At 35.1% G+C, this 12,744-nt stretch carries 15 protein-coding genes and 1 other RNA gene; 15 read left to right on the forward strand and 1 reads right to left on the reverse strand.

From position 1 onward, the window contains the following. The 7 genes from hisB to murJ all read left to right on the forward strand — a co-directional run bounded on the left by hisB (window position 1) and on the right by murJ (window position 6,098). Window positions 1-585 (forward strand): imidazoleglycerol-phosphate dehydratase HisB, encoded by a 585-nt coding sequence (hisB, locus tag OTK01_RS06330; RefSeq protein WP_029227683.1) that lies wholly within the window; start codon window positions 1-3, stop codon window positions 583-585. Window positions 586-588: 3 nt separating this feature from the next. Further along, window positions 589-1,194 carry an imidazole glycerol phosphate synthase subunit HisH gene (gene hisH / locus OTK01_RS06335; RefSeq protein WP_014042314.1) on the forward strand — a complete coding sequence of 202 codons (606 nt, stop codon included), beginning with the start codon at window positions 589-591 and terminating at the stop codon, window positions 1,192-1,194. Then, window positions 1,191-1,904 carry a 1-(5-phosphoribosyl)-5-[(5-phosphoribosylamino)methylideneamino]imidazole-4-carboxamide isomerase gene (hisA, locus tag OTK01_RS06340; protein ID WP_029227682.1) on the forward strand — a complete coding sequence of 238 codons (714 nt, stop codon included), beginning with the start codon at window positions 1,191-1,193 and terminating at the stop codon, window positions 1,902-1,904. Before hisH ends, hisA begins: the two co-directional genes overlap by 4 nt. A 25-nt stretch (window positions 1,905-1,929) precedes the next feature. After that, complete coding sequence (hisF, locus tag OTK01_RS06345; protein ID WP_014042312.1) at window positions 1,930-2,682, forward strand: imidazole glycerol phosphate synthase subunit HisF; 753 nt, start codon at window positions 1,930-1,932, stop codon at window positions 2,680-2,682. A gap of 1 nt (window position 2,683) precedes the next feature. Then, the gene (hisIE, locus tag OTK01_RS06350; protein WP_013432738.1) at window positions 2,684-3,301 is read left to right on the forward strand and encodes a bifunctional phosphoribosyl-AMP cyclohydrolase/phosphoribosyl-ATP diphosphatase HisIE; all 618 of its coding nucleotides are present in this window, start codon (window positions 2,684-2,686) and stop codon (window positions 3,299-3,301) included. Between the two features lie 98 nt (window positions 3,302-3,399). Next, window positions 3,400-4,479 (forward strand): mannose-1-phosphate guanylyltransferase, encoded by a 1,080-nt coding sequence (locus OTK01_RS06355; protein ID WP_014042311.1) that lies wholly within the window; start codon window positions 3,400-3,402, stop codon window positions 4,477-4,479. A gap of 47 nt (window positions 4,480-4,526) precedes the next feature. Further along, complete coding sequence (gene murJ / locus OTK01_RS06360; protein WP_029227681.1) at window positions 4,527-6,098, forward strand: murein biosynthesis integral membrane protein MurJ; 1,572 nt, start codon at window positions 4,527-4,529, stop codon at window positions 6,096-6,098. On the opposite strand, the gene OTK01_RS06365 is transcribed toward murJ, so the two are convergent. Further along, window positions 6,076-6,561, reverse strand: a complete 486-nt coding sequence (locus OTK01_RS06365; protein WP_029227680.1) for a GNAT family N-acetyltransferase — start codon at window positions 6,559-6,561, stop codon at window positions 6,076-6,078. The two genes, murJ and OTK01_RS06365, sit on opposite strands and share 23 nt — an antisense overlap. A 49-nt stretch (window positions 6,562-6,610) precedes the next feature. Between OTK01_RS06365 and nth the strand changes: the two genes are divergently transcribed. The 8 genes from nth to OTK01_RS06405 all read left to right on the forward strand — a co-directional run bounded on the left by nth (window position 6,611) and on the right by OTK01_RS06405 (window position 12,678). Beyond that, complete coding sequence (gene nth, locus OTK01_RS06370; RefSeq protein WP_013432734.1) at window positions 6,611-7,246, forward strand: endonuclease III; 636 nt, start codon at window positions 6,611-6,613, stop codon at window positions 7,244-7,246. 94 nt (window positions 7,247-7,340) lie between these two features. Then, entirely contained in the window at window positions 7,341-8,216 is an 876-nt protein-coding gene (locus OTK01_RS06375) for an acyl-CoA dehydratase activase-related protein (protein ID WP_029227679.1), read from the forward strand. Beyond that, window positions 8,185-9,279, forward strand: a complete 1,095-nt coding sequence (locus OTK01_RS06380; protein ID WP_029227678.1) for an acyl-CoA dehydratase activase-related protein — start codon at window positions 8,185-8,187, stop codon at window positions 9,277-9,279. Before OTK01_RS06375 ends, OTK01_RS06380 begins: the two co-directional genes overlap by 32 nt. Then, window positions 9,251-10,243, forward strand: a complete 993-nt coding sequence (locus OTK01_RS06385) for an acyl-CoA dehydratase activase (RefSeq protein WP_029227677.1) — start codon at window positions 9,251-9,253, stop codon at window positions 10,241-10,243. The genes OTK01_RS06380 and OTK01_RS06385 overlap by 29 nt, the downstream gene beginning before the upstream one ends. Before the next feature lie 38 nt (window positions 10,244-10,281). Continuing rightward, a non-coding RNA gene (gene ssrS / locus OTK01_RS06390) (6S RNA) lies at window positions 10,282-10,490 on the forward strand. An 82-nt stretch (window positions 10,491-10,572) separates the two neighbouring features. Further along, complete coding sequence (locus OTK01_RS06395; RefSeq protein ID WP_029227675.1) at window positions 10,573-11,301, forward strand: tRNA threonylcarbamoyladenosine dehydratase; 729 nt, start codon at window positions 10,573-10,575, stop codon at window positions 11,299-11,301. A gap of 72 nt (window positions 11,302-11,373) precedes the next feature. Next, window positions 11,374-11,829 (forward strand): DivIVA domain-containing protein, encoded by a 456-nt coding sequence (locus tag OTK01_RS06400; protein WP_013290390.1) that lies wholly within the window; start codon window positions 11,374-11,376, stop codon window positions 11,827-11,829. Window positions 11,830-11,910: 81 nt separating this feature from the next. Beyond that, window positions 11,911-12,678, forward strand: a complete 768-nt coding sequence (locus tag OTK01_RS06405; protein WP_029227674.1) for a polysaccharide deacetylase family protein — start codon at window positions 11,911-11,913, stop codon at window positions 12,676-12,678. The last annotated feature ends 66 nt before the right edge of the window (window positions 12,679-12,744 follow it).

Genomic DNA, 12,744 nt, shown 5'->3' on the forward strand with positions numbered 1-12,744 from the left:
ATGAGTCAAAGGATTGCTGAAGTTCAGAGAAAGACAAAAGAAACAGATATTAAATTAATTTTGAATATTGATGGAAATGGTGATTACAAAATTTCAACAGGAATAGGTTTTTTTGATCACATGCTTCAACTATTTTCTCATCACGGGAAATTTGATATTCAGCTTGAAGCGAAGGGTGATATATTCATTGACGACCATCACACCATAGAAGATGTTGGAATAGTTTTAGGCCAGGCTATTTTAAAGGCTTTGTCAGATAAAAGAGGTATAAAAAGATATGCACATATTATTCTCCCTATGGATGAGGCACTTGTAATGGTGGCAGTGGATATCTCAGGAAGGCCTTATTTGGCGTTTGATGTAGATTTTAAGCTACCGAAGCTTGGAGATATGACTTCTCAGATGGTTGTAGAGTTTTTCAAAGCTTTTGTTTGGACTTCTAAAACCACAGTTCATATAAAAAAACTTGCTGGTGAGAATGACCATCACGTTTGCGAAGCTATTTTTAAAGCTGTTGGAAGAACCTTAAAAGAGGCTTGTACAATAATCGATGATAGAATTCCATCGTCAAAAGGAGTGCTATAAGTTGTGAAAAGGATATGCATTGTGGACTATGGGATGGGTAACTTGAGAAGTGTGCAAAAGGCATTTGAATACATAGGCTTTGGAGCTTTTGTTACGTCAAGCAAAGATGAAATTGAAAGGGCCGAAGCAATTGTTCTGCCAGGGGTAGGAGCATTTGATGTGGCTATTTTAAATCTTGAAAGATTTGGTCTTGTTGACGTCTTGAGAAGAAAAATAAAAGAGTCTTTATTTTTGGGTATTTGCTTAGGTTATCAGCTATTGTACGAATTTAGCGAAGAAGGCGGTTGTGAGGGTTTAAGAATTTTCAAGGGAGAGGTCAAAAAGTTTCCTCAAAAAGAGAACATCAAAATCCCACACATGGGATGGAACAGGATAAAAATAAAAGGAAACTCAAAGCTTTTGAAAGGCTTGGATGGACAGTTTGTCTATTTTGTTCATTCATATTATGTGGAAAATAAAGATAAATCGATAGTATCCTCTGTTTGTGAGCATGGTATTGAGTTTGACTCCTCAATAGAAAGTGGCAATATATTTGCCACTCAGTTTCATCCTGAAAAGAGTGGAGAAGTAGGCCTACAAATACTTAAAAATTTTGGGGGATTGCTATGATTGTTATACCTGCAATAGACCTTATAGATGGAAAGTGTGTAAGACTTACTCAGGGAGATTATAACCAGGTTCAACTGTTCAATTCAGATCCAATTGAGCAGGCAAAACTTTTTAAAAAAAGTGGTGCTAAATACATCCATGTTGTTGATTTGGATGGAGCAAAAGTTGGGAGGCCAGTGAATTTTGAAGTTATAAGAAACATAAAAAGAGCTACATGCTTGACAGTTGAATGCGGTGGGGGCATTAGAGACAAGGCTACAGTTGAGCTTTATCTCTCTTCAGGAATTGACTATATCATTTTGGGTTCTGTAATCTTTAAAAATCCTGATTTTGTAAATGAAGTTATGAAAGTGTTTGGGAAAGAAAAATTTATTGCTTCTCTTGATTTTAAAGATGGTTTTGTAAAACTTTCCGGGTGGCAGGAAACAACGAAAATTTCTATTGAAGAAGGAATTATTAAGATAAAAGATCTGGGGTTTGAAAGACTTATTTACACAGATATAACAACTGATGGAATGCTGAAAGGACATAACTTTGAAGCTGCAAAACATATTCGCAAACTTTTTGATGGTTTTTTGACAGCATCAGGTGGGATTTCATCAAAAGAGGATATTATAAGACTTAAAAGTATAGGGGTTGATGCGGCAATTGTAGGAAAGGCCCTTTATACAGGTCAGCTCAAGTTAGAGGAGATAATTAATATACTTTAAAATTTCAAAAAGGAGAAGAGACAAAGTGGTTGCAAAGAGAATAATTCCATGTCTTGATGTCAACAGAGGAAGGGTTGTAAAAGGTATAAACTTTATCAACCTTGTTGATGCTGGCGACCCGGTCGAAAGTGCTCAAAAGTATAATCAGCTCGGTGCTGATGAGCTGGTATTTTTAGATATTACAGCTTCACATGAAGAGAGAAATATAATGATAGAGGTTGTAAAGAATGTAGCTGAAAAAGTTTTTATTCCTTTTACAGTAGGTGGTGGAATAAGAAATTTAGATGACATTAGAAATTTGCTTTTGGCTGGGGCTGATAAGGTTTCGATTAATTCTGCAGCGGTTAAAAACCCCGACCTTGTAAATGAAGCTGCAAAGGTTTTTGGTTCGCAGTGTATTGTGGTGGCAATTGATGCAAAAAGGCACAGTAACGGTTTTCATGTGTATATAAACGGTGGAAGGATAGACACAGGACTTGACGCCGTAAAATGGGCAAAAGAAGTTGAAATGAGAGGGGCAGGAGAGATACTACTTACCTCAATGGACAGAGACGGGACAAAAGCAGGGTATGATTTAGAGCTTTTAGAGGCTGTATGTAGTAGCGTAAACATTCCTGTCATTGCTTCAGGTGGTGCTGGCAGGCCAGAGCATTTTTTGGAGGCTTTCAAGGCTGGAGCAGAAGCTGCTTTGGCTGCTTCTATATTTCATTTTGGAGAGATTTTAATTGGAGATTTAAAGAGTTACTTAAAAAATCACGGCATTGAGGTGAGGATATAAAATGATAGATATTTCAGCTTTGAAGTTTGACCAAAATGGACTTGTGCCTGTTGTTGTACAGGATAGCTCAACAGGCGAAGTACTTATGCTGGCGTACATGAACAAGGAAGCTTTAGAACTTACCATTCAGACAGGGTATATGCACTATTTTAGTCGAAGCAGAAACAAGATATGGAAAAAAGGGGAGACTTCAGGCAACGTTCAAAAATTGAAAAGTTTGTTTTTAGACTGTGATGGTGATACCTTGCTTGCCATTGTTGAACAAACAGGGGTTGCATGTCATACTGGCAACAAAACATGTTTTTTCACTGCTTTGGAAGGTGATAAAAAAAAGATTACAACTGATATTATCTTTGAACTGATGAAAACAATTAATGATAGAAAGCAAAATAAGGTGGAAGGTTCGTATACCTGTTACTTATTTGAAAAGGGGCTTGATAAGATACTTAAAAAGATTGGCGAGGAAGCAACAGAGGTAGTAATTGGAGCAAAGAATGGTCAAAAAGAAGAGATAATTTATGAGATATCTGATTTAATGTACCACTTGAGTGTTTTACTGGCGTATTTTGATCTTGACTGGACAGATATTTTTAAAAGCTTAGAGGGGAGAAGGAAATAATGCTATTTGGCATTTTTCCATTGTTTAAAATTTGAAAAATATTGTATAATATAAATGTTGAAGATTTCTACTATTTCTTAAAGAGGAGGGGTTTAAAAATGCAAAGATTTGCAGTGGTTATGGCAGGTGGTGGCGGTACAAGGTTCTGGCCTTTGTCACGAAGCTCGTCGCCAAAGCAATTTTTAAACCTCTCTGGAAATGACATTTTGATAAATGAAACAATTGATAGGATATCAAAGGTCATTCCCAAGAAAAATATCTTTATTGTCACAAACATAAACCAAAAAGAGATGATAGAAAAGGTCCTTGATGAAGAGATAGATAGAAAAAACATCATTTATGAGCCAATTGGAAGAAACACTGCAGCTTGTATTTTATATGCTGCACTTAAAATTAAAAAAATACATGAAGATGGAATAATGTGTGTATTTCCATCTGACCACTATATTAAAGATAACGAGGGATTTGCTGAAGTAATAAATACCTGCATTGAAATTGCTGAAAAGCATGACAAGCTCATAACAATTGGAATAAACCCCACTTTTCCATCAACTGGCTACGGTTATATAAAATTTGACAGAGATTCCAGTGACAAATATGAGAAAAAAGCTTATGAGGTTTTGGAATTTGTCGAAAAGCCATCATTTGACAGAGCAAAAGCGTATATAAAAAGCGGTAATTACCTATGGAACAGTGGAATGTTCGTGTGGAAGATAGACACAATCATTCAAAACTTCAATAGATTCCTGCCCAGGATCTACAATAGGTTTTATTCTGTATATGAGTATCTTTGGACAGACCAAGAGTTTGAGAAGATAGGAGAGATATATCCATCTCTTCAGGATATATCTATTGACTATGGAATAATGGAAAGAGCTGACGAGGTGGTAGTTGTACCTGGCGATTTTGGCTGGAATGATGTAGGGTCATGGGACTCTCTTGGAGCAATATTTCCACCAGACGATGATGGTAACATTGTGAAAGCTTTGCATGTTGGGATTGATACGCGTGACTGCATAATTTATGGAAACAACCGGCTTATCGCCACAATTAATGTGTCTGATGTAATTATTGCTGAGACAGAAGATGCAGTTCTTGTTTGTTCAAAAAACAGAGCACAGGATGTTAAAAAGATTGTTGAAATTCTTAAAGAACGAAAACTGGACAAGTTTATATAATCTTTTTTAATAACTCATCATTATTTTTTTAAGAAGGGCGGTCTTATATGTCTGACAGTGCCAAAAGAATTACCAAAGCTACTTTTTTTGTTATCGTTGCAACTATACTGTCAAAATTGTTTGGATTTTTGCGTGAAGTTGTTTTAGGTGCTTTTTACGGAACAAGTTATAAATTGGACTCTTTAATTGCAGCCCAGCTGTTGCCGGGCGTTTTTTTTGCAAGTATTTTGGCTTCTTTTTCTACTACCTTTATCCCTATATACAATGAGATATTAGTAAAAGAAAGCAAAGAGAAAGCAAGCAGATTTGCCAGCAAATCACTTTTTTTAATTGTGATAGCTGCGCTCATTGTGGCAGTAGTAGGTTCTTTTCTTTCGCCTTTTATAGTTAAAACAATCTTTAAGGGATTTGATGAGTCTGCAAAAAACTTAACTTGGCAACTGATGAGAATTACATTTTTTTATATAATCTTTTTAGGAGCTAACTATATCTTGCAAGGATTTCTTCAGTCTAATGAAAATTTTGTGGTGCCTGTACTTGTAGGACTACCATTCAATGTAATTATCATCTTTTCAGCTTTTTTAAAGAAAGAATTTGACATCTATGGTGTTGCTGTTGCGTTTGTACTTGGATACTTTTCGATGGTGTTATTTCAAATGCCGTTTGCAATCAAAAAGGGGTTTAAGTTTAAATTAGATATTAATTTACGTGACCCATATATAATCAAACTTTTTAAGCTTGTTCTGCCTGTATTTATTGGTTCATCGGTTATGTCGCTTAATTCTTTTGTTGACAGGTACTTGGCTTCGTTTTTACCTGAGGGGAGTATTTCAGCTTTGAACTTTGCAGATAAACTAAATGGAGTGGTTTATGGCATATTTAGTAGCTCAATCTCGGCTGTAATTTATCCGTATTTATCACGATTTTTTTCAAGTGAAAAGAAAGATGAGTTCAAAAAATATTTGGTACTTTCTATAAATTCTCTCATATTGATTATGGTGCCAATTACAGCTGCGGTTCTGGTATTATCACGCGAGATTGTCCAGTTTGTATATGAAAGAGGGGCATTTGACAGCCGTTCAACTTATCTGACAAGTGGAGCGCTTATGTTTTTTTCCTTAGGGTATTTAGGGTATGCAGTGAGAGAAATCCTTAGCAGAACTTTCTATTCAATCCAGGATACCATTACACCAATGAAAAATGGTATTTTAGCTGTAGCAATTAATATAGTTTTAAATATCGTTCTTGTCAAATACCTAAAACACAAAGGTTTAGCACTGGGTACAAGCATTGTTGCGTATGTATCAGTATTTTTGCTTATGCGTAGTTTGTTTAAAAAGATAGGAAAGATTGAGCTGAAAAGCTCAATGATAGTCTTTGTAAAAGCACTATTTGCTTCTTTTGTAATGGTTGTAAGTATTGTTTTAGCAAAAAATCTGATACAAATAAAAACGTCTGTGACATTTATAACTAAGGTAACTAATCTTTTGATCTGGGGATTTGTCGGTGTAATTTCATATAGTACAGTAATATATTTATTGAAAATAAAAGAAGCTCAGTGGATATTGGAAAACTCAATAAAAGTGCTTAAAAAGGTTAGAGGATTAGCTGCAAAATAATAACATCCAAAAACCTACCAAATTTGCTACCAACTTTGATTAGCTTTCCGACTTCTACAAAACCAAATGATTTGTGTAGATGCAAACTTATATAGTTTTCAGCACACACTTTTGCAATTATGTTGGCAGCTCCTGTATCTTTAGCTCTTTCTATTAAGAATTTTAAAATCTGCTTGCCAATGCCTTTGCCTCTGTGCAATGGATGTATGTATATGGTATCTTCAACTGTGATTGAATAAGCTTCTTTTTCTGAGAATGGAGAAAGATACCCATATCCCAATATAGTGGAATTTTCTTCTGCTACATAAATAGGGTATTTGTTGCTATGGCTGTCAAGCAATTTCAAAAAATCTTCTGTGGTCTTGGGATGAATATCGAATGTGGATGTTGAATTCAAAACTTCATAGTTGTAGATATAAAGCAGGTCTGGGATATCAGAAATTGTTGCTTTGCGAATATTCATTTTACCTTTTTTCTCCTTTCCTCAAAAAATTATTAGGGAGTGAACGAAAATTACTAAAAAAGAAAAAGCAAGTTATGTAATAAAAGAACTTTTAAAAATTTATCCACAACCAAGTTGTACTTTAAATTATAATAAACCATATGAGCTTTTGATTGCAACCATTTTGGCAGCACAAAGTACAGACGAGCGTGTAAATAAGATTACCGCTGAGCTTTTCAAAAAGTATCCTACACTTGAAAGCTTTGCAGAGGCAAATATCTCTGAGCTTGAGAACGACATAAAGCCTGTTGGGTTTTATAAAAATAAAGCTAAAAGTATAAAAGAGACTGCAAGAATATTAGTTGAAAAATATAATGGTACGTTGCCAACTACTATTGAAGAACTTGTAAAACTTAAAGGAGTTGGGAGAAAGACAGCAAATGTAATAATGGCAAATATCTATGGAATACCTTCCATAATAGTTGACACTCACTGCAAAAGACTTTCAAACAGGCTTGGACTTGTAAATAGTAAAGATGCAACAAAGATAGAGTTTGAGCTAAAGAAGATTGTAGAGCCTCAGTTGTACACTATATTTAGCAATTTGATGGTTTACCATGGGAGAGCAGTTTGCAAGGCAATAAAACCAAAATGTGAAGTGTGTACTATAAAAGATGTTTGTGAGTATTTCAAGGCCCGAAAATAGAAGGGCCTATTTTTTTTGTATTTTTACTGCCAAAGTGGTGAAAAATAAGTAAATAGAAAAAACGGTCTCAATCTTTGAAAGGGAGAATTGAAAAGTGAAGGTTGGAGTTCCAAATAGTTTTTGCTATGCTGGAATGGAAAACTTTTTTATAAGAGTTATACCAGAAGTCTTAGAAGATTCTCAAATAGTCTTTTCAGGCAAGACAACAAAGGAAATGGTAGAATATGGGCTTAAAAATGGCTGTGATGAACTTTGTATCCCTGCCAAAATTTTTATTGGACATGTAGAATATCTTATAAGAAAAAAGAATGTAGATGTGTTGTTTTTGCCGCGCCTTGTATCTGTATTACCAGGCACTTATTCATGCCCCAAGATTATTGGTATTCCAGATATCATAAAAACTAACTACTGTGGAGTTGAGCTTATAGTCCCTGAGATAAATTTAAGAAAAAAGAGAAAAATAATGTCAGAAAAAAGTATGAAAAATGAACAGCTTTTTGATTTTCCTATGGCCAAGATAGCTAAAACTAAAAACATAATTGTATTGGCTCATAGCTATGTAATTTTTGATGAATTTTTAAACAAAGGTATATTGGAAACTATAAAAAGCGCGGGCTACAATCCTATTTACCCCGCATACTATCGTTTTAATTCTTTTTATATCTCCTCTGATTTGCCAAAGGGGTTCTTCTGGTCCTCTGCAAGGGATATCTACAATTATTTTGAATGGGCAGTAAATAATACACAAATTGACGGCGTAGTGTACCTTATGACATTTGGATGTGGGATTGACTCTGTTTTGCAGGAACTGATTATGAGAAAATGCAATAAAGTGGGACTGCCTTATCTTTGTATAACTGTGGATGAACACTGTGCTGATGTGGGGATACAAACAAGAATAGAAGCCTATTTAGATATGATTGAATGGAGGAGCAAAGATGAGAAAAATTACCTTTCCACACATGGGTAATCTTTTTGTTATTGCCAAAGCTCTTTTCGAAGAACTTGGATTTGAAGTGGTGGTTCCTCCATATAATAACAAAAGCGCTCTTGAAATTGGAAAGAGACTTTCGCCCGAATTTATTTGCCTGCCTTTTAAATTGAACATGGGGAATTTCATCCAGGCAATTGAAATGGGAGCAGATACCATTGTGATTTTTGGTGGATGTGGACCGTGTAGATTTGGATACTATGGTGCACTTGAAAAGGAGATTCTCAAAGATTTGGGTTATGATGTAGAGATGATAGTCATCGAACCTCTTTTTTATGGTCTTAGGAATTTTTTGGAGCAGGTGAGCAAGATATTTGCAAGAAAAAATATAGCCAGTATATTAAAGAGAGTGTATAGGTTAGCCAAAAAGGTAGATGGGATTGAGAGAAAAGTACATTTTTTAAGACCAAGGGAAATGGTTAAGGGAAGCGTAGATAAAATATATGAAAGGTTCAGAAAGGAAGCGTTAAAAGTTTATGGAATTGACCAAATGGAAAGATTAGTTGATACCACGAATGTTTTGCTTGACAACTTGTACATTGTAAATGAGAAGGTCAGAAAAATAGGAATTGTAGGAGAGATATACACCATTATTGATAGTTTTTCAAGCTTGAACATTGAAAAAATACTTGGTGAGATGGGATGTGAGGTTGAACGAAATCTTTATATTTCCCAGTGGATTGATACACATCTGATATATCCAATATTTAGAAAGAAAGATACAATTGTTAAGAGATATTCTAAAGGTATAATGCCAGTTTTAATTGGAGGTCACGCAAGAGAGACCATTTCTTATGCCATATACTTTGCAGCCCAGAAATATGATGGGATATTGCATATTTTTCCTCTCACATGTATGCCAGAAATAATAGCAAAATCAGTATTAAATGGTATCAAAAATCAAATTGGTGTTCCTATCATGCATGTGGTGGTAGACGAAATTGACAGTGATGTGGGCATTAAAACGCGTTTAGAAGCTTTTTTAGACCTAATTGAGGCAAGGAGTGAGAAGGTTGAGAGAGGACTTCTTTCTTGGGATTGATATTGGTTCTGTTAGTACTAATGTAGTCTTGATTGATAAAAATGGTGAGGTAATTGAAAGCATGTATCTCAGAACCCAAGGGAAGCCTATAGAGGTTTTGCAAAAAGCTCTTGCTACACTCTACGAAAAATATGGAGATAGTTTGAGGATAAAAGGAGTTGGAACTACAGGGTCAGGCAGACATTTAGCATCGCTGGTGGTAGGAGCAGACATTGTAAAAAATGAGATAACTGCTCATGCAAAGGCTGCAATCTTTTTTGTACCTGATGTAAGAACTATAATTGAAATAGGCGGTCAAGATTCGAAAATAATCTTAATAAAAGATAGAATTGTGATTGATTTTGCCATGAATACAATCTGTGCTGCGGGAACGGGTTCTTTTTTAGATAGACAAGCAGAGAGACTCAATATTCCGATTGAAAAGTTTGGCGAAACAGCAATAAAATCACAAAATCCAGTAAGAATAGCTGGCAGGTGTGCTGTGTTTGCTGAGTCAGACATGATTCACAAACAACAACTTGGACATCGCTGTGAAGATATTCTTTTTGGGCTTTGTTTAGCTCTGGCGAGAAACTATCTTGCCAATTTGGCGAAAGGGAAAAGCTTGGAAAGTCCAATACTGTTCCAGGGCGGTGTTGCAGCAAATATAGCAATGAAAAAGGCTTTTGAGCAACTTCTTGGAACACAAATTATAGTTCCAAAGTACTACAATGTGATGGGAGCAATAGGTATTGCCCTGCTGGCAAAGGAGAGGACAAAAGGTCTTATCACCAAATTCAGGGGTTTTGAAAACATTAATGGTTGCAAGTTTGAGACAAAAGGATTTGAGTGCCATGACTGCTCAAACTATTGCGAAGTTGTTGGCTTTTATAGCAATGGCAGTTTAGTGGCAAGATGGGGTGATAGATGCCAGAAATACTCATCTAACAGGAATTATCATATTGAAAACTCTAAAAATCTGTGATATATTTAAATTAGAAATAACAAAACAAAGCTATGGCAGGAACTCTGCCGTGTGCGTTACAAGATGGTGAAGTTCCAGGCCAACACCATCAAAAAAGGGAATCCGGAGTCCAATAGTGGCGCATAGGCTTCCCACCCAAGGTTTTGCTTGGGTGACAAACAGGAAGTAATGCAAAGCTATTGGCAGGATACCCACCTGCTGAGGCAGGGTCTGGGAAACTCCCTGAGGACGGCATGGTGGAGTTCCTGACATGAAAGAAGGAAGACCCCAAAAAGGAGAGAGGGTCTTTTATTTTTTTGATTTTTTTATGAGAGGAGAGAATAAGAATATTGATAGGTCCAGCAGATATTTTCCAAAGAACTATGATGCTGATTGGAGAAGATAAGATTGAAAAACTGTCAAAGGCAAAAATAGCAGTGTGTGGGCTTGGTGGAGTTGGAAGTTTTGCGTTTGAAGCTCTTGTTCGCTGTGGAGTAGAAAATTTTGTTATTGTTGACAAAGATAGAGTTGTTCCCTCCAACTTGAACCGCCAACTAATAGCTACTATTACAAATATAGGAAGATATAAAGTGGATATTGCACGTGAAAGGGCAGTTGAAATAAACCCTTTTGTGAAAATAGAGATAATACCAAATAAAATTACATCTGAGAATATTTATAAGATTTTTGGGAATAAGAATTTAGATTATATAGTAGATGCAATAGATGATATTGGGGCAAAGGTTGCACTTATCAAATTTGCTTCAAAAGAGAATATAAAAATAATAAGCTGTATGGGTATGGGCAACAGGATAAATCCTTTGCTTATAAAAGTTTCTGATATATATTCTACACGTTATTGTCCGCTTGCTAAAAAACTTAGAAGTATTCTGAGAAAAGAAAATATTAAAAGTTTAAAGGTTGTGTACTCTGAGGAAAAACCATCAAAACCCGATTATAGATATTTAAAAGAAGAGTCAGAAAAAAAGCATGTTCCAGCAAGTATTTCGTTTGTTCCACCTGTTGCAGGATTTATTATGGCTTATGAGGTGGTAAAGGACTTGGTTTTTGGTGATTAATTTTGATATACAAAAATAATCTTTTTTATGTTAAAATATTCAAAAAGGTCTTAAGAGAATCTGGAGGGAAAAATGAATACATACAAATTTGCAAGGGCTTTTAGGGGTTTTAAACCAAGTTCTGTGATAGAGTATTTAAACAATTTGGAGATGACCTATGAAAAAGAAATAAAAGAGAAACAGGAAAAGATTGAAGAGCTCCAGAAAGAAAATGAGGAGTTAAAGAATACTTTGAAAAAGCTTGAGGAAGAGCTTTCAAAGTTGAACGAGCAGAAAATAAAAATTGCTGAACTTCTCATAATTGCTCAGGAAAAGGCAGAGAGTATCGTATCAAAAGCAATTGAAGAGGGAGAAAACAAAAAGAGAGCTCTTCTTGCTGAAATTGAGGAGCATGAAAAGCTTCTGCAAAATTTAAAAGACGAAATAAAGCGAATAAAAGGAGAACTTCAATCCTTCATTTCTAAATTTGATGAGAAAGCTATAGGTAGCTCTCAACCTGAACTTCAAGAAGAGAGTAGCATTATGTAAAAAATATGCTACTCTAATTTTTTCATATTATTACTGTCATTTTCATAAATTTACCTTAGAACAAACTTTGTAGAATGAATAATGATAAAAGTTTTTAACATTTCCAAGATTATAAGGCTGGTCTTATTCGCAATTCTTATTTTGCTCATAATAAACACTATTTTTATCTATTCAAGGCTAACTGTAGAGGTTGTAAATCAAAAAAAGCTTCTACCAATCTACTGTGTTGACAGGGATGACAAGAAAATAGCTTTAACATTCGATGCTGCATGGGGAAACGACGATACAAAAGAACTGCTTAGTATACTCAAAAGATTCAATGCAAAAGCAACTTTTTTCCTTGTAGGCTTTTGGGTAGAAAAATATCCCGAAGATGTAAAAAATATCTTCAGTCAAGGGCATGAAATAGGAAGCCATTCTGACAAGCATCTTCACATGTCAAGATTATCTGAAGCTGAGATAATTAGAGATATTAAAAGCTGTGAAGAAAAAATTATGAGGATTATTCACAAAAGACCAGTGGTTTTTAGGCCCCCGTATGGTGATTACAATAATACTTTAATAAGAACTCTTTCTTCCTTGGGATATTATGTTATTCAGTGGGATGTTGATTCACTTGATTGGAAAGATTTATCTGCCCAAGAGATTGCACAGAGAGTATTGAAGAGAGTAAAAAGCGGCTCTATTGTATTGTTTCATAATAATGCCAAAAATACTAAGTATGCTCTGCCAATTATACTCAGTAGTCTTTCCAAGCAGGGATATCAATTTGTAACAGTATCAGAGCTAATATACAAAGATGGTTATTATATTGACCATCAAGGTGTTCAGAGGAAAATAGTAAGGTGACTTAATAATTGAAAGAAGAATGGTCACACTAATATATGCGGTAAAAAACAGCGGGGAGAAAAATAA

Origin of the sequence: Caldicellulosiruptor acetigenus (assembly GCF_026914305.1) — a bacterium.
Lineage (GTDB): Bacteria > Bacillota > Thermoanaerobacteria > Caldicellulosiruptorales > Caldicellulosiruptoraceae > Caldicellulosiruptor > Caldicellulosiruptor acetigenus.